We start from the raw sequence: 16,513 nt of genomic DNA on the forward strand, positions 1-16,513 counted from the left end.
AGACGCAGCCCAGGCATGGTCCAGCAAGCGGGGCCGGTGCTGTTTTGCCTTTGCGCCGGCATATCGCCTTGGTTGGCCATGCCGCCCGTTGCAAACAGGGTTTGCATTTGGCGGCGGAATGACGAGGATCGGCCGGACGCAGGCACCATTTGTGCAGGCACGAGCTTCGAGGGAGGGAACATTCATGCGGTTTCTTGCGGCAATCTTCTCGCGGCAGGGTTTTTCCATCCTGTTCCTGTCGGCAATTCTCGCGGCCTGCACCGTCGTGGTCGATGAGGGGCCGGGGCCGCGCCCGCCACGGCCGGGACCGCAATTCTGCACCAGGCAATATGACCCGGTCTGCGCCAGGCGCGGCGGCGACCGCCAGACCTTCGCCAACGCCTGCCTTGCCGAACGCGCCGGATACCGCATCATCCGTGAAGGCGAGTGCCGTCGCGGTGGTGGCGGCGGGGAGCAGACATTCTGTACCCGCGAATACCGCCCGGTCTGTGCCCGTCGCCATGGCGAACTGCGCACGTTCCCCAATGAATGCGAGGCCCGCGCGGCTGATTATCGGGTCGTCGATGATGGGCCGTGCTAGCGCACCGGCCTCACTGTTCGTCCGGATAGGCACCATCGGCGGGGCCGACGTAGAGCTCGGCGCCGTCCTCGTTGGAGATGCGCAGGCGATCGGGGATCTGCGGCATCATCAGCGTGTGAAGCAGCGTGGCGGCGCCTTGCAGGGCGGCGCGCAGGTTCGGCGCCTCCAACGACACCCGGTCGAGTGTCGCTTCGTCGGCGTCGCGCGAGCGGTAGAACTCGATGACGAAGTTCAAGCACGCCTCCAGCAGATTGTCTGCGATCGACCCTAGCCTTTGGACTTGGGTTTCGTACCGGTCTCCGCCTGCTTGACCGCCGAGCCGAACGGCGAGGCCGGCTTTGCAGCCACCTTGTCCTTCTTGGGCTTGCGTGTCTCGCGGTTGCTTCGCTGTTGACCCTTGGCCATTTCTGATCCCTCGTGCGTGGGTGGTAATGTCGAGAGTGCTATCGCTCAGCCGGCCGGGTTGTCGACCGGTTCGAGATTATCTTCCGTCGTGACCCGCTCGTAGGTCTCCTGCTCGCTGCGGATGCGGTATTGCGGCGAGCCGTCCTTGACCGGCAGCCGGCTCTTGATCTGGAACAGCTCCGCGGTCTTTTGGACAAGGCCGATGCGGCTCTTCATGCGGACGGTCTGGCCGACGGTGAAGATATGCGACGGCGTATCCGTGCGCCGCGCACTCTGCTGGAAGCGGATCATGTAACGTTCTCCTGATCGTGCCGAAGCGCTGCTTCGAGTTCGGCGTGGTCGACGGCGACAAGCTGGCTGGTCGGGCTTTTCACCGTCCTTGACGGCAGATGGATGAAAGTGGCGACGCGGCGCCAGGCAAGCCACGACATGCCGTCGATCAGTTCCTCGTCGTGGTCGATGTCATAGTCGCCGGCCGGCTGCACGCCATCTAGCCCGCCAAGCACGAAAGGTGCCGCGAAATGCGCGATGGAATGAGTGGTGCGGGCAGACATTCTTGTGCCTTGAAGTTTCTTTCCGGCCTGGCCCTGAAAACGGGGCCTGCATTGCGGTATCGGGTATCGGCGATTTGAATGAGTTTTGGCGGGCCGAGAACCCCTGACGCCGCGAGGGGACCAAGCACGGCCCAAAAACGGTTCCATACCAATATTCTGAAAATGCGGCTTATTCAAGAAGATTCCGGCTTTTTGCCGCTACCAACGTAAAATTACTTTTCTATGGTTATTTGCGAAACGATGATACGGTGCCGGGCATCTCAAAAATTGTTTGAAGAAGTTCCGGAAGAGTTCCTCCGGCATTTGTGTTAATTTAGGTATGAAGGGAATAGAGTCATGAGTTCCGTAAGAACAGCGAATGTCACGACAGTTGCAGTCGATCCTGTCGTCAAGCCGACAAAGGTCATATCGCCGCGCCTCACGATAAGAAGCGACGAGGCGGCAAGGCGAAGGATTGCCGACACCGACGGCACGGTGCGGCGGGCGCGCCAGCTTGCCGAAAGCAACCGCCTGATTTGACGCGCAAGCCATGACACTCAATTTTCCCAATCCCAGCCGCTCCTACGACGCTGCAGCCAAGCGCGTTCGTTTCGTCGGGCATGACGGCATGTTCGAAGTCCCGTTCTTTATCGAGGTTACGGCACTTTCGACGGTAAACCCGGCTGCAAGCGGAGCCGAAGCCGAATTCCTCAGTGCCTTCGACGCCAAGCGTTCGTCGATCCACGATATTGCGCGCGAAGCCTACTCGCACGGCCGCAAGAACATGTATGTGCTGACGCCGGCCGACTTTCGGTAAGTTCCCCGGGTTCGGAGGTTTGCTTCGTAGCGACCGCCGTCTGCTCTTGCACGTGCCGCAGCGATGGCCTAGATCGCGGCAGGCGGACAACACGGCAGGTTTCCCATCAACAGAGATCCGAGACAACCGGCAGGCGCACGTTACGGCACAGGCGGACAGCCGCCGCTGGGGTTCGACCAGTACGTGCAGCGGGCGCTGCAGCTGCACCAGGCGGGGCGCCTGCAGGAAGCCGAGGCGCTTTACCGTCAGGTGCTGGCGCAAAAGGCCAACCACCCGGCTGCTGCGCATTTCCTCGGGCTTCTGCTGCACCAGACCGGGCGCAGCGCCGAGGGGCTGGCGCTGATCGAACAATCGGTGCGTCTGCAGCCGAACAATCCGGATTTCCTCAACAATCTCGGCACCGTGCTGCGCGACCTCGGCCGGGTAGCGGCCGCCGCCGATCTCTTCCGCAAGGTGGTGGCGATTCGGCCGGACCAGTTGGCGGCGCGCGACAATCTCGGCTCGTCGCTGAAGCAGCTCGGCCAATTCGAAAGCGCCGAAGATATTTATCGCGGCACGATCGGCCGCAACCCGTTCCATGTCCGCGCCCGCGTCGGGCTTGCCGAAACGCTGCAGGAAGCGGGCCGGCTGGATGAAGCACTGGCTGTTTTTCGCGAGGCGCTGACGATCCGGCCGAAGGATGCCGATCTTTTGCACGGCCTGGGCGTCGGGCTAATGGAAAAGGGCAATCTCGACGAGGCTGCGGATCTTTTCAGGCAGGCGCTGGCGGTGGACCCCGGCATGGCCAGGGCCTGGCTGATGCTCACGCAGGTCAAGCGCCAGAAGGAGCGCGACGCCGAGCTTGCCCGCATGGAGGCGGAGCACGCCAAGGCGCCGCAAGGCAGCCTGGCGCGCATGCAGCTTTCCTTCGGCCTTGGCAAGGCCAACGACGACCTCAGGGATTATGGCCGCGCTTTCGACTATTTCGCCGAAGGCAACGCGATCCGCCGCCAGGGCATCGACTACGATGCCGGCAAGACGCGCGGCGAGTTCGAGGCGATGAAGGCCGTATTCGACAAGACCTTTTTTGAAAAACACAGGCCGGGCGGGATCGCCGACGACACGCCGATCTTCGTTGTCGGCATGCCGCGATCCGGCACCACGCTGGTCGAGCAGATCATCGCCAGCCATCCGCAGGTCTATGGCGCCGGCGAGCTCAGCATATTGAAGACGGCGGTCGGTAAGCAGTTTCCGCTCGGCATGAAGGGCGGCTTTCCCTGGGGCATCGCCGACATGTCCGACAAGGCCTATGCCGAGGCCGGCCAGGCCTATCTCGATATGCTGCACGCCCGCTATCCAGGTTTTCGGCACGTCACCGACAAGATGCCCGGCAATTTCCTCTTGGTCGGCTTTATCCATATGATGCTGCCGAAGGCCAAGATCATCCATTGCGCGCGCGATGCGGCGGCGACCTGCCTGTCGATCTACAAAGTGCATTTCCGCGGCGACAGCCACCGCTACGGCTACGATCTCGACGAGCTCGCCGATTTCCACAACCTCTACACCGATATCATGGCGCACTGGCACGCCGTGCTGCCTGATGTCGTGCACGACGTTCGCTACGAGGATTTCGTCGCCGACCAGGAAGGCCAGTCGCGGGCGCTGATCGCCCATCTCGGCCTCCCATGGGACGACGCCGTGCTGTCGTTTCACCAGACCGACCGGCCGGTGCGCACGGCGTCGGCCGCGCAAGTGCGCCAGCCGATGTATCAGGGCTCGGTCGATCTGTGGAAGCGCTATGGCGACCGGCTGAAGCCGCTGCTCAATAAACTTGATCGAGGGGCGCCTACAGCTCGATGAAGGGCTGAAAACCGCCAAAGATCATGCGCTTTCCGTCGAACGGCATGGTCTCCCAGTCCGGCTTGAGGCGCGGATCGGCCATCACCTTGGCCATCACCGCATCACAATGCTGCCTGGATTCATAGACGACCCAGGAGAAGACGACGACCTCGTCTTCCTTGGCCTGCACGGCGCGCGGGAACGAGGTGAGCTCGCCATAGGGTACGTCGTCGCCAATGCATTCGACATAGGCCAACGCGCCATGCTCCTTCCAGACGGCGCCGGCCGTCTGCGCCATTTTCTTGTAGGCATCGAGATTTGCCTTGGGCACGGCCAGTACGAAACCGTCGACATAGGACATCTGACTTCCTCCATGTGATCGTTTTCCTCTCCCTTTAGAGCGGGGAGAGGTGATTTCAGACACAGCCTGTGTTGGATGTTAAGCTGCTTTCACCGGTGCGTTCATTGCCCATTCGACGCCGAACGGATCACGCATATTGCCCCAGCGGTCGCCCCAGAACATCACCTGCAACGGCACGACTTCCTCGCAACCCGCCTCAATGGCCCGCTTCCACCAGGCGTCGATGTCGTCGCTGCCGAGATGGAGCTGCATGGTGTAGCCCTGCGGCTTCACAGCGGCCATTCCATGCTCGGGATAGAAGTCGGAAAGCATCAGGGTCGAACCGTTGATGTGCAGATGGATATGCATGGTGCGGCCCCGTTCATCCGGCGGATAGGCAAAGACCTGCTCGGCACCGAAGGCCTTTTGGTAAAATTCTGCGGCTTTGAAAGCGCCGTCCAGCTGAAGGTAGGGCGTCAATCCGCCAAGCACTTTGGCGGCGGACTGGGTCTGCGGCTGATCATTCATGTCATGCTCCTCTTTGCGTCTGGTTGGCCTTTGCGAACCACAGGACGAACGGAACGGCGAAGATCCTACACGGCCGATGGCTTTTGGATTCGAAATGGCGCCTGCCGCGACGGCCAACTGCCACCTTTCAACCTTCGATGCGAATCCGCGGGCTGTTTTGCGCGTCGACGACGATTTCCGGCCAGCCGATATCTTTGCGCAACTCGATCGGCAATGAAAGGATGGCGCGTTCGCTGCGATAACGGGCGCGAGCCGCCGAGTAACGCGTCACGGCGTGACCTATGGATGACAGAATAGACATGATGCTTTCTCCTCGATTGGCGCCGGCATCACCGTGTCGGCGTCCCAAGGACGTGGCATGCGATCATCATCCGACAGAGCGCCGGATTTTTTTCCGCAATTTTTTAACCGCCCGCTTCGGCTACCTCCTGGAAGAAAGCTTCCGGGCTATCGATCTCGGTCAGCCGCCGTTTCTCGATCAGCCAGAAGCGGTTGCCAACCGCGCGGATGAAGGAGCGGTCGTGCGAGGCAAGCAGGCAGCTCGCCTGACGTTCCAGCAATTCCGCTTCCAGCGCTTCCTGGCCATCGATATCGAGATGATTGGTCGGCTCGTCGAGCAAATAGAAATTGGGATTGGCGAGCCTGAGCGCCAGCATCATCAGCCGCGCCTTCTGTCCGCCCGACAGCACGGCGATCCGGCGCTCCTGCATGTCGATGCTAACGCCGACGCCCGCGAGCAACGAGCGGGCGCGCTGCTCGCCGACATCGAATCTGCGCGAGAGCATCGCCAGCGGCGTGTCGTCGCCGCCGATGCCCGACAGCGTCTGGTCGCTATAGCCGAGCACGGTCGACGGCGTCACCTTCACGCCTTGCGCCGCCGTTTGCGGCTCGACGATGGCATTCCGGATCAGGCCGATCAGCCGTGATTTGCCGACGCCGTTACGGCCGAGCAGGACAATGCGGTCGCCTTGGCAGATATGGCGCTTGCCGGTGCCGAACAGAACCGTGCCGTCAGGCATTCCGACCACCAGATCGTCGAGCGTGATCAGCACCTTGGCATGGCTGCCGCGATTGGCGAGCTTGATCGTGCCCGCCGATCTTTCGCGGTGCGCCGGCGCTGCCGCTTCTTCCAGGCGCTCTGCCCGCTGGTTGAGCTGCTTGGTCTTGACCGTCAAAAGGTCGCTGCCGGAATTGATGCCGATATTGTTGAGCTTGGCCGCTTGCCGGCGCAGCTGCTGCGCCACTTTCATGTCGCGCTGGAACTTGCGGTCGGTCGAGGCGTCGACCTCGTCCAGCGCAAGCCTCGCCCGCGAATAGGGCAGCGAAAACACCGGCGATTGTTCGGGACGCAGGAACAGCGTGCGGTTGGTCGTGGCGTCGAGGAACGCCCTATCATGGCTGACGATCACCACCGGCACCTCGCGCGGCAGCGCGTTCAACCAGGTTTCGAGCTGGCTGATCTTGCCGAGGTCGAGATGGTTGGTCGGCTCGTCGAGAAGCAGGACGTCGGGGTCGGTGACCCAGACGCGGGCGATCAGCGCCAGCCTTTGCCAACCACCGCTCAAGGCTCGCATCGGCCGCTCGCGCATCGGCTGCGGCACATCGAGTGAATCGAGGACCACATCGACGCGCCATTGTTCGCTTTCGGCCTGCTCGGCCGGCAAGACGTCGGCCACCACTTCATGAAAGCTGCGCCCGGCGAGCGCTGCAGGGATGAGTTGCTCGACATAGCCGACGCGCAGGCCACGCGTGCGGGTGATGTCGCCTGTGGTGGCTTCGAACTCGCCCGTCAGGCACCTCAACAAAGTGGATTTGCCGCGACCATTGGCGGCGACGATGCCGAGCCGATCGCCGGTGCCGATGGTGAGGTCGAGATTGGAGAAGAGCGGCGCACTCATAGTGACGCCGAGGGACTTGAGGCTGATCAGGGCCATGTCGATTTCTCTGGTCTGTCCGGAGTGATTCCGGTTGATGCACTTTGACGGTGCGCAGGCTGGCCATCAGGCTCGGCGTTGCAGCACCACGAAGGGCAGACCAAGAAAATCGAAGCGGGAGAACCCGGACCGTCTCTGGTCAGCCCTGCAAGCAAGCTCGCAGGGCAGGGACAGGGCCGCGCTGACGATGGTGAGAAAATAACACGCAGCCCTCCTTTCAAGACGTTCAAGTTGTAGAAACTGGCTACACCAAGGGTAGGGCCGATGGCAAGTGGCTAGGCTCCCCCTTCTCCCCTTGCTTGGTGGGAGAAGATGGCCGCGAAGCGGTCGGATGAGGGGCGCTCCAGCTTGGCACCGACGGCGATCCGTCCAGCACCCTCAACCGTCTCGGCGCTGCGCGCCGATCCACCTTCTTCACAAGGGGGGAAGGGAAGCTCGCTACCGTCCCGGCCGACCCGTCTTGCCCGGCCGGCGCTTTTCACGGCGGGCGTCGGCGGGGTCTTCGTAGGAGCCGATGCCAGCGCGCTGGCGGACGATGGGTTTGGCTGAAACGTCGCGTTCCTTCGCGCCCCCCTTTACCCTGCCCTCTTTGCCACCACTTGGCATCTCCCCCACGAGGGGGGAGATTGGCTGTGGTTTCGCCGGCGCTTTTCCCTCGACCGGCTTCTCGGTCCGCCGCACCGTCATCTCGTCCAGTGAGTTCTTCCTGAACAGCGGCTTGGTCGGTTCACCCGGTATACCGAAATCCGAACCGTGCGCTTCCTGCGCCGACTGTTTCTTGAACAGCGAACGGGAGACCGCGCCTGACGGCGTCGGCATGTCGGTCCCAGGTCCCATATCGTCCAGCGAAGGTTTCGCGAACAGCGGCTTCTTGACCGGCACGGCGCCGTCGGCGCCCATTTCGTCGAGCTCCGGCTTGCGGAAGAGGTTGGGCCGGGCAGCCTTGGCCGCCACTTCGGCGGCATGTGCCTCGTCGAGCTTCCGGAAACGCTCCTGTTCCTCTGCTGTACGATGTTTGGCCACGCCCTTGTTGTGCTTGCCCTTTTCGCGGCCCGAAACCGGGCTTTCCATGTCGGCATATTTGGCCAGCGGGTCGTCCGAGATGGACAGTTCCATCTCGCGCAGCCGCTTGATCTCGTCGCGGATGCGGGCCGCTTTTTCGAAATCGAGGTTGGCGGCGGCGTCGCGCATCTGCTTTTCCAGGGCGTCGAGATGCGCCTTCAGATTGTTGCCCATCATGGCGCCGGCGCTGTCGGTGAACTGCGAAATGTCGGCGCGGACATGATCCTTCTCGTAGACCGAATCGAGAATGTCGGAGATGCGCGACTTGACCGATTCCGGGGTGATGCCGTTGGCCGCGTTCCACTCCATCTGCTTTTCGCGACGGCGGTTGGTCTCGGCCATCGCCCGCTCCATCGAGCCGGTGATCTGGTCGGCATAGAGGATAACCTTGCCGTCGACGTTTCTGGCGGCGCGGCCGATGGTCTGGATCAGCGATGTCTCGGAGCGCAGGAAGCCTTCCTTGTCGGCGTCAAGAATAGCGACGAAGCCGCATTCGGGAATGTCGAGGCCCTCGCGCAACAGGTTGATGCCGACCAGCACGTCGAAGGCGCCAAGGCGCAGGTCACGCAGGATCTCGATGCGCTCCAGCGTGTCGATGTCGGAGTGCATGTAGCGGACGCGAATGCCTTGCTCATGCAGATATTCGGTCAAATCCTCGGCCATGCGCTTGGTGAGCACAGTGACCAGCGTGCGGTAGCCGGCCCTCGTGGTGTCGCGGATTTCGCCGACGACGTCGTCGACCTGTGTCTTGGCCGGGCGCACCTCGACCGGCGGGTCGATCAGGCCGGTCGGGCGGATGACCTGCTCGGCGAAGACGCCGCCGGACTGCTCCATCTCCCAGGCGCCGGGCGTCGCCGAAACCGCGACGGAAAGCGGCCGCATGGCGTCCCACTCCTCGAAGCGCAGCGGCCGGTTGTCCATGCAGGACGGCAGGCGGAAACCATACTCGGCCAGCGTCGCCTTACGGCGAAAGTCGCCGCGATACATGCCGCCGATCTGCGGTATGGTGACATGGCTTTCGTCGATGAAGACCAGCGCATTGTCGGGAATGTATTCGAACAAGGTCGGCGGCGGATCGCCCGGCTTGCGGCCGGTCAGATAACGCGAGTAATTCTCGATGCCGGCGCAGGAACCGGTCGCCTCCAGCATCTCCAGGTCGAAGCGGGTGCGCTGCTCAAGCCGCTGCGCTTCAAGCAGGCGGCCAGCCTTTTCAAGCTCTTGCAGCCGATATTTAAGTTCTTCCTTGATAGACTTGATGGCTTGATTCAAGGTCGGGCGCGGCGTGACGTAGTGCGAATTGGCGTAGATCTTGACGCTCTTCAGTTCGCCGGTTTTCTGCCCGGTTAGCGGATCGAATTCGGTGATCGCCTCGATATCGTCGCCGAAAAGCGAGATGCGCCAGGCGCGGTCCTCAAGGTGGGCCGGGAAGATCTCGATCGTATCGCCGCGCACCCGGAACGAGCCGCGGACGAAGTTGATGTCCTGGCGCTTGTATTGCTGGGCGACGAGGTCGGCGAGCAGCGCGCGCTGGTCGAGCCGGTCGCCGATCTGCATCTGGAAGGTCATCGCCGTATAGGTCTCGACCGAGCCGATACCGTAGATGCAGGACACCGAGGCGACGATGATGACGTCGTCGCGCTCGAGCAGCGAGCGCGTTGCCGAATGGCGCATGCGGTCGATCTGCTCGTTGATCGAGGATTCCTTCTCGATGTAGGTGTCGGTCCGGGGGACATAGGCCTCGGGCTGGTAATAGTCGTAGTAGGAGACGAAATACTCGACGGCGTTTTCCGGGAAGAATTTCTTGAACTCGGAATAGAGCTGCGCGGCCAGCGTCTTGTTGGGCGCCAGGATCAGAGCAGGGCGTTGCGTCTCCTCGATCACCTTGGCCATGGTGAAGGTCTTGCCCGAGCCGGTGACGCCGAGCAGCACCTGGGTGCGGTCGTTGCCGTTGACGCCCTCGACGAGATCCTTGATCGCGGTAGGCTGGTCGCCGGCCGGCTCGAAATCCGAGACCATCTTGATGGCGATGCCGCCTTCGGATTTCTCAGGCCGGGCAGGGCGATGCGGCGTCCACAGCACGCCGTCCTTGTGCAGCGGATTGCCGGATTCGATCAGCGCCGACAGCGCTGCCACGGTGGCGGTGACGCCGCCCGAGGCCATGGTCTCGGCGTCCTCCAGCGAAATGTCGAGGCCGGCGACAGGGTTGAGACCGGCCGCAGTGCGCTCCCGCGCCGAAGCCGCGCCGCCCATCGAGGTGCCGCGTGCCGTCCGGCCGGGGGAAGAGGAGCGCTCGGGGATTTTCTTCGCCGGTTTCGGCGATTTGCCGCCGACTTTGCCGGAAACGCGCCCTTCCTTCTCGGCTTCCTGCTCGATCTGCTCGGCCCAGTCGGCGATCGAGCCGGTCAGCGGCGCGCCGGTAAACTCGGCCTGCGGCGCCTCGGCAAAGCCGCCCTTGTACAGAGGCTCCGAGGCATCGAGGAAATCGGTCAGCGGACTGCGCCGCTTGGGCGGCGAAGCGCGCTCGTCATTCGCCGGCGGCGGCGTTTTCTTGTCGGAGAGTCTGGCCATGGCCCGAATATGGGAGGTATTGGCCAAAATGGAAAGAGCGGAGTGGCGGGTGGTGCGAGGCGCAATTTGGCTGCTGACAGCAGGCTGTCAGGAGCACCCTCCAGGGTTCCTTCTTAGTTAAACCAAAGCGCGAACGTCAGAAACCCGGCGCCGCCGAACTGGCGCTGGATCTGGTTGAACTCCTCGCTGGTGAGAATCTTGCCGTGTTCGAGATAGGGCGCGATGGCCGGCCCGGTGATCGACAGCACCAGGTCGAAGGGCTTTGGCTCATCAAAGAAGCGCTTCATGTTGATGCCTTTGTCGGCGATGCGGAAATGCGGCAGCAAGCTGCGTCCCTCCAGCAGATCCTCGGCCATGGCCAGGGCGGCGAGCCAGGCCTGTACCTGCTGCTGGCCGACTTCGAGACCAGTCAGCGGGCTGGCGCCTTTCTGCTGCGGCCCGGGCAGCCATTCGCGGTCATTGTCGGTTTCGGCGCGGATGGCTTTCCAGTCCTCGCGCGACAGTCGGATCATCTCCATCAGATGGCGGCGCGCCGCTTGCCGGCGCTCAGGCTCGACCACTTGCCAGTTGATGAGATGCACCAGGGAGATGAAGTCGGCGAGGCGCCATTCGGACGACAGGATGCCGCCATTCATGCCACCGTCCAGCGGCACGAGCGTATCCTGCAGCGGCAGTTTTGCGCGCGGGAACAGCATGTGGAAGGAGCCGTCGAAGGTGTTTTTGAAATCATGCGCCAGCCAGAAGTCGGCCTGCGCCATCAGGAACTCGGCATAGCCCTGCAGCCAATAGCCGTCGGCGCGGTCGAAGCGGAAGGTGAGGGCGGGTGCGGCCGCGTCTGGTGCACCGCCGCCGCGTGACAGAGACGCCATGATCGCGGCCGCACTTTCGTCCGGCGCGATCTGGCCATCCTCGTTGAGATCGATGCCGAGGCGGGCGAGGTCGATGACCATGCCGATGTCCGCGTCGGCGGGCACCGAACCCAGCGTGGCTGCGGATTTCTCCAACCGGTCGCGGAAGGCGACCAGAATGGCGCGGAATTGTCCGTAGGTCAGTGGCTCGGGATCAGGGTTGTCCGGCACCGGCAGCCGCATCAGCGGCAGCGTGAACGATCGCGGGCTTTCGAAACCGTGGCGGTGCAGGCCGCCGGCCAGGATCTCCAGCGCGGTGAAGAATTCGCCGGCGCCGGCGGCGTAGGCGGCTGCCGGATCGCCTGGCGCGGCGGCTTCCAGCGTGGCAAGAGCGCTGTCGCGCTCAGTCACGGTTTTTGCCTCGAACAGTGCCGCGGCACCCGGCACTGCGGCGCCGGCCGAAGACAGCGGCAGGAGAAGAACGATGGCGCATGCCATCAGCCTGGAATAACGCATCATCGTGATCGCCCCTTTTATCGCTCCGCAGCGGATCATACACGCATTTGGTTCGCGCGCCTGTAGCCCTGTGGATCAACGATAACAGTCAGCGCTTCAATCAATCCGGCTGGCGGTCTACACAAGGCAAACCATTGGGCCGTCGCGTGTCGAATTATCCGCTTTCCTACAAACTGTCCTGGCTGCCACGCTTCCTCCGGCCTTCGCTCAATGGCGACGCGCGCGGCTTTGCTCCGGCGGACGCAGCCCTGCTCGACCCGCCGCCGGCGCGCACGGTGCGGTTGGCTTTCGTCGGCGATATCTCGGCGGTGGCCAATCGCGGCGCGCCGGACTGCGACCCCGCGATCGCGGCGCTGTTCGCCTCGGCCGATCTCGTGGTCGGCAATTGCGAAAGCCCGGTGGTGGAACGGCCGAGCGCTGTTTTGGGTACGAGGTTTGGCACGCATCACGCGATGAGCGAGCGGTTCCTTGCCGAGGCGCTGGCCGCCGCCGGCATTTCGCGTGAGAAACTGGTGCTGTCGCTGGCCAACAACCACGTGCTCGACCAGGGCATCGCCGGCTTCGACGAGACGGTCGCCGCGCTGGAGCAATTGGGCATCCGCACACTCGGCGCTGGGGCTCCAGTCGAGCGGTTTGCGGTGGGACCGCTGACAATAGGCCTTGCCGCCTTTACCTTGTGGCGCAATGCCGACGCGGCTCAGTTCGCGGGCCGTGTCTCGATGGAAAGCAATCCGGCGCAATGGCCGCGCGATGCCGCTTCGGGTGTCGACCTCCTCTGCGCGGTGCCGCATTGGGATTGGGAATTCCGGCATTTTCCACGTGCGAAGACGCGGGCACTGGCGCGGCTTCTGGCCGAACACGGCGTCGGCCTGGTCGTCGGACATCATGCCCATGTCGTGCAGCCGATCGAGCGGATCGGCAAGACGCTCGTCGCCTATGGACTCGGCGATTTCTTCGGCACCGCCTTCGCGCGCCAGCCTTGGCCTGGCCGCATCGGTGCCATTCTCGTCGTCGACATCAGCGCCGATCCCGGCACGCGCGGCGCCATTGCCGCCTACCGGCTGCATGCCTTCATGCGGCTGCGCGCCGGCGATCACGAGCGGCTGGTGCCGGTTGAAATGTTGAAGGGAAATCCAAGGCAAAGGGTTCTGGCCCGCCTCGATGCGATCTTCAGTGCCGGGCGCTGACGGCTGCGCTGACGCGGTCCACCAAACCGGCTATCATGCCCAGCGCGGGCAGGCTTGTGGCGGCGGTGGGTGATGGAAACTGCGGATTTCATGCCGAGCGAAGCGGTGATCGCCGGCCTCAGGAAGAATATCGAGGCCTATGAGGCCGAAAGAGCTTCGGCCCATCGCCGGACGCGCTGGCGGGTCCCACTGTTCATCGGGCTGGTGCTGGCGTTCGTGGTGTTTGTGGCCTGGCTCTTCAACGGGGTTGCCGACCCGAACGAGCAGTGGGTCTCGACCCCGCATGTGTTCCTCTATGTCGGCGGACTCCTGGCAGCGATCTTGCTCTATTTCCGGGCGATCAAGCCAGCGAGCAAATTGCAGCAGTCGTTTCGCAGCACGCTGTTGCCGATCATCTTCGGTTTCATCGAGGACATGCGGTATCGGAACAACGTCAAGCCGAATTCGTTCGACCGGCTGCCGCGTGAGACGGTTGGTTCGTTCAACCGACAGTCTTTCGACGATGTTTTCTCCGGCCGCTACGAAGGGTTTCCATTCGAGCTGTACGAAGCAGATCTACGGGAAGGGACGGGCAAGAGCACGACGGCAGTGTTCAAGGGCGTGATCGTCGCTTTCGAGACGATCGTGCCGTTCCCCGGCACATTGGTGGCCGCGCGCCGGACCAACAAGGTCGTCGGCTTCCTCCGCGGCATCTTCGGCGGCAAGATGCAGGAACTATCCAGCGGCGTACCCGAACTCGACGCCGCCTATAAGTTCCGCACCGACAATATCGAGGCGGCGCGGCCGCTGGTGACGGGCCGGCTGGCGCAGGCGCTGCAATGGCTCGGCGAGACCCGGCCGAACGATCCGGCACGCGTCGCGCTCAACGGCAGCGACGGCTTCCTCCTGCTGCCGCAGGAAAGGAATTTCTTCGAGCTCCCGGATAGCTCCACGCGCCTCGACTACACCAAGCATGTCGCGCCGATGATCGCCGACATGGGCGCGATGCTGGCGACGGCGGCTTTGGTGCGCAAGATCGGGGCGAAGGACGAGGAGGCGAGGTAGTCCGGCTGGGCGGTCAGCAATCGAAGCCGCGTTGGCTACGCATGTAGTCGACTTCTTCCTTCGGCATCGACTTGAACATCACACAGACGGTGAAACTGCCAACCTGGTGACCGTTTTTGGTATATCCCCAGTCGGAAATATCGTCTCGGTTGAATTCTACATACTGGCCAGCCACGACGTTGTGGACGCTATGTGGCTCATTCGCCAATATCCCCACGAATCCGGTTTCGTTCCGCTGGAACGGGATGACCCAGAAGTGTTCGGTCACATGTCCGTCCTTGATCATCACCTTCAGTTTGAATGTGTCCGTTCCAGGTGGCGGTGTCTGGGATAATGCCAGGAATGCATCCAGGGTGGCACGTGCCTGTGCAGTCGCCGCCGCCATATCTGGATCGTCAGGCGCGACTGCGACGACGCTGTCGTCGCCCTGACTGGAGTCGTGAGCCTCGGCGCATATCGGAGCAAGCTCTAGCATCAGGGACAGTATCGCGCGGGACACGAGCTTCATGGAATGGGCGCCCATACAATGGTCAGCATCATCATGGATCCGTTCGGATTTTCAATCATAGCGCGAATAATACCTCAATTGCAACCATAAGAAAATGCTCCCTGATGCTGATGCCGCAACTGCCGCTAGTTCTGCTACGCACTCCGGCTCTGGTTTTTGCCGGAAACCCGCGCTATCCCTGAGGCAGCGAGGGGTGTCATGGTCGAAGAACGCAAGGGGTTTCGCCTGTCGCGGCGGCTGCTGCTTGGTGCGACGGTGGTCGGCGGCGCGATGGTCTGGGGCGGAACGACCGTGGCGCGGCTGGCGCGCGGTCCTTCGGGGCAGAAGAATTCCGGGCGCATCGCCGACATTGACGGCATCGATCTGGCGCAGAAGCCGCCGGAGGGCCCGCCAGCCTACGATCCGTCGCTGCCATGGCTGACCAAGGGCGGCGACATCAACGATGCCAGCGGCCTGTCGATGACGCCGGTCTACGGCGTTGTCGAAGTCAGCGAGGAAGACCACATTGCGAGCGCGCTGGCCTTTGCCCGCACCAATGGCCTGAAGGTCTCGGTCGCGGCGATGCGCCATTCAATGGGCGGACACGCTTTCGACGACAACGCACTGGTCCTCGACATGCGCAAATTCAACAAGGTCAGCGTCGACCCGGCTGCGAAGACGATGACCTTGCAGCCGGGCGCGCGCTGGCACGACATCCAGAACCTTTTGCACCCGCGCTTTGCGGTGAAGGCGATGCAGTCGACCGACATCTTTTCGGTCGGCGGCTCGCTGTCGGTCAACGCGCATGGCATGGACCACCAGGTCGGCTCTGTCGCCGGCTCGATCCAATCGATGCGGGTGATGCTGGCGGACGGTTCGGTGACAACCTGTTCACCGACCGAAAACACCGAGCTGTTCCGCCACGTCGTCGGCGGCTACGGCCTGTTCGGCGTGGTGCTGGAGGCGACGCTCGACATTGTCGACAACGCCGTCTACCGGACCTCGCGCGAGATCATCAAATCGGACGACTTTCCAAGGTTTTTCGCCGAGGTGCTGGAGCCAAACAGGGCGATCGGTCTATTTTATGGGCACCTGTCGACAGCGCCGGGTAATTTCCTCGAGGATATGATCGTCTACCGCTATGACAAGGTGGCCAACCAGCCGCCGGCCGACCAGCCGGCAATCGGCGAACCGGGTTCAGTCGGGCTCAAACGGGTGATCATCAACCTGGCGAAATGGGGAAGCCTGTTCCAGGAACTGAAATGGTTCACCGAAAAGACGCTGGAGCCGCAATTCGAGAGCTGCACGGTGGCGCGCACGACGGCAATGGCCGAAGGCGAGGCCTGCCTCGTCACCCGCAACAATCCGATGCACGATTCAGTGCCCTATCTGTTCAACGATCTGCTCGATGAAACCGACATCCTGCACGAGTATTTCATCCCGCGCGCCGCCTATAACCCGTTTATCGCCGAAGCGCGCGAGATCCTGCGCAACCAGAGCCTGCCGGTGCTCAACGCGTCGGTGCGCATCGTCCACAGGGAGGATGTGGCGCTGAATTATGCGCCGGAGCCGGCCTATTCGCTGGTGCTCTACATCAATCAGACGACCGACGCCGACGGCAATGCCAGGATGCGGGCGCTGACAAGGGCGCTGATCGATGTGACGATCAAGCATGGCGGGCGTTTCTTCCTGCCCTACCAGCTCCATTACACGGGCAAGGAGCTGCTTGCGTCCTATCCGGAACTGCCGTCCTTCCTGGCGAAGAAGCGGCAATACGATCCGGGTGAGCTGTTTTCGTCGACTTTTTATCGCGCCATCAAGGCATTGATCGGCACGGCCTGAGCGT

Annotated in this window: 18 protein-coding genes; 7 read left to right on the forward strand and 11 right to left on the reverse strand. The window is 62.8% G+C overall.

Annotated features, from left to right (window positions below; translation table 11 throughout):
* The first annotated feature begins 184 nt into the window (after nucleotides 1-184).
* Nucleotides 185-580 carry a Kazal-type serine protease inhibitor family protein gene (locus NKH17_RS13990; RefSeq protein WP_352879031.1) on the forward strand — a complete coding sequence of 132 codons (396 nt, stop codon included), beginning with the start codon at nucleotides 185-187 and terminating at the stop codon, nucleotides 578-580.
* Between the two features lie 10 nt (nucleotides 581-590).
* Here the strand turns inward: NKH17_RS13990 and NKH17_RS13995 are convergent, their stop codons facing one another.
* From NKH17_RS13995 to NKH17_RS14010, 4 genes are read right to left on the reverse strand one after another with little or no spacing between them, the layout of a single operon-like run.
* On the reverse strand, nucleotides 591-815 hold the full coding sequence (locus tag NKH17_RS13995) for a hypothetical protein (protein ID WP_254819206.1): 225 nt from the start codon (nucleotides 813-815) through the stop codon (nucleotides 591-593).
* A 32-nt stretch (nucleotides 816-847) separates the two neighbouring features.
* Nucleotides 848-985, reverse strand: a complete 138-nt coding sequence (locus NKH17_RS14000; RefSeq protein WP_254819207.1) for a hypothetical protein — start codon at nucleotides 983-985, stop codon at nucleotides 848-850.
* Nucleotides 986-1,030: 45 nt separating this feature from the next.
* A complete protein-coding gene (locus NKH17_RS14005) occupies nucleotides 1,031-1,276 on the reverse strand; it encodes a hypothetical protein (RefSeq protein ID WP_254819208.1) in 246 nt (81 codons plus the stop codon).
* On the reverse strand, nucleotides 1,273-1,539 hold the full coding sequence (locus NKH17_RS14010) for a hypothetical protein (RefSeq protein WP_352477936.1): 267 nt from the start codon (nucleotides 1,537-1,539) through the stop codon (nucleotides 1,273-1,275). The genes NKH17_RS14005 and NKH17_RS14010 overlap by 4 nt, the downstream gene beginning before the upstream one ends.
* A 336-nt stretch (nucleotides 1,540-1,875) precedes the next feature.
* Here NKH17_RS14010 and NKH17_RS14015 point away from each other — a divergent pair, with 336 nt between their 5' ends.
* From NKH17_RS14015 to NKH17_RS14025, 3 genes are all read left to right on the forward strand, one after another.
* Entirely contained in the window at nucleotides 1,876-2,058 is a 183-nt protein-coding gene (locus NKH17_RS14015; protein WP_352896153.1) for a hypothetical protein, read from the forward strand.
* Between the two features lie 10 nt (nucleotides 2,059-2,068).
* Nucleotides 2,069-2,335, forward strand: a complete 267-nt coding sequence (locus NKH17_RS14020; RefSeq protein ID WP_254819211.1) for a DUF1488 family protein — start codon at nucleotides 2,069-2,071, stop codon at nucleotides 2,333-2,335.
* Nucleotides 2,336-2,518: 183 nt separating this feature from the next.
* The gene (locus tag NKH17_RS14025) at nucleotides 2,519-4,174 is read left to right on the forward strand and encodes a tetratricopeptide repeat-containing sulfotransferase family protein (protein WP_352896156.1); all 1,656 of its coding nucleotides are present in this window, start codon (nucleotides 2,519-2,521) and stop codon (nucleotides 4,172-4,174) included.
* On the opposite strand, the gene NKH17_RS14030 is transcribed toward NKH17_RS14025, so the two are convergent.
* The 6 genes from NKH17_RS14030 to NKH17_RS14055 form a co-directional block, all read right to left on the reverse strand.
* Nucleotides 4,161-4,514 carry a DUF1428 domain-containing protein gene (locus NKH17_RS14030; protein ID WP_352896159.1) on the reverse strand — a complete coding sequence of 118 codons (354 nt, stop codon included), beginning with the start codon at nucleotides 4,512-4,514 and terminating at the stop codon, nucleotides 4,161-4,163. The genes NKH17_RS14025 and NKH17_RS14030 overlap by 14 nt on opposite strands.
* A gap of 78 nt (nucleotides 4,515-4,592) precedes the next feature.
* On the reverse strand, nucleotides 4,593-5,021 hold the full coding sequence (locus NKH17_RS14035) for a VOC family protein (protein WP_352896162.1): 429 nt from the start codon (nucleotides 5,019-5,021) through the stop codon (nucleotides 4,593-4,595).
* Nucleotides 5,022-5,148: 127 nt separating this feature from the next.
* Nucleotides 5,149-5,322: a hypothetical protein gene (locus tag NKH17_RS14040; protein ID WP_023719167.1), complete on the reverse strand. Its 174-nt coding sequence runs from the start codon at nucleotides 5,320-5,322 to the stop codon at nucleotides 5,149-5,151.
* A 103-nt stretch (nucleotides 5,323-5,425) separates the two neighbouring features.
* The gene (locus NKH17_RS14045; protein WP_352971163.1) at nucleotides 5,426-6,955 is read right to left on the reverse strand and encodes an ABC-F family ATP-binding cassette domain-containing protein; all 1,530 of its coding nucleotides are present in this window, start codon (nucleotides 6,953-6,955) and stop codon (nucleotides 5,426-5,428) included.
* 438 nt (nucleotides 6,956-7,393) lie between these two features.
* On the reverse strand, nucleotides 7,394-10,585 hold the full coding sequence (uvrB, locus tag NKH17_RS14050; protein WP_352896165.1) for an excinuclease ABC subunit UvrB: 3,192 nt from the start codon (nucleotides 10,583-10,585) through the stop codon (nucleotides 7,394-7,396).
* Between the two features lie 113 nt (nucleotides 10,586-10,698).
* Nucleotides 10,699-11,952, reverse strand: coding sequence for a hypothetical protein (locus NKH17_RS14055; protein WP_352896168.1), 1,254 nt, complete (start codon nucleotides 11,950-11,952; stop codon nucleotides 10,699-10,701).
* Between the two features lie 143 nt (nucleotides 11,953-12,095).
* Between NKH17_RS14055 and NKH17_RS14060 the strand changes: the two genes are divergently transcribed.
* Together NKH17_RS14060 and NKH17_RS14065 are read left to right on the forward strand one after the other, a co-directional pair.
* Nucleotides 12,096-13,136, forward strand: a complete 1,041-nt coding sequence (locus NKH17_RS14060; protein ID WP_352896171.1) for a CapA family protein — start codon at nucleotides 12,096-12,098, stop codon at nucleotides 13,134-13,136.
* A 72-nt stretch (nucleotides 13,137-13,208) separates the two neighbouring features.
* The gene (locus NKH17_RS14065) at nucleotides 13,209-14,180 is read left to right on the forward strand and encodes a hypothetical protein (protein ID WP_352896174.1); all 972 of its coding nucleotides are present in this window, start codon (nucleotides 13,209-13,211) and stop codon (nucleotides 14,178-14,180) included.
* A 13-nt stretch (nucleotides 14,181-14,193) separates the two neighbouring features.
* Here the strand turns inward: NKH17_RS14065 and NKH17_RS14070 are convergent, their stop codons facing one another.
* Nucleotides 14,194-14,688 (reverse strand): YegJ family protein, encoded by a 495-nt coding sequence (locus NKH17_RS14070; protein WP_254819220.1) that lies wholly within the window; start codon nucleotides 14,686-14,688, stop codon nucleotides 14,194-14,196.
* Nucleotides 14,689-14,886: 198 nt separating this feature from the next.
* Between NKH17_RS14070 and NKH17_RS14075 the strand changes: the two genes are divergently transcribed.
* Nucleotides 14,887-16,509 carry an FAD-binding oxidoreductase gene (locus NKH17_RS14075; protein ID WP_352896177.1) on the forward strand — a complete coding sequence of 541 codons (1,623 nt, stop codon included), beginning with the start codon at nucleotides 14,887-14,889 and terminating at the stop codon, nucleotides 16,507-16,509.
* Nucleotides 16,510-16,513: the final 4 nt, after the last annotated feature.

The organism is Mesorhizobium sp. M1334 (assembly GCF_040317995.1).
Classification (GTDB): Bacteria; Pseudomonadota; Alphaproteobacteria; order Rhizobiales; family Rhizobiaceae; genus Mesorhizobium.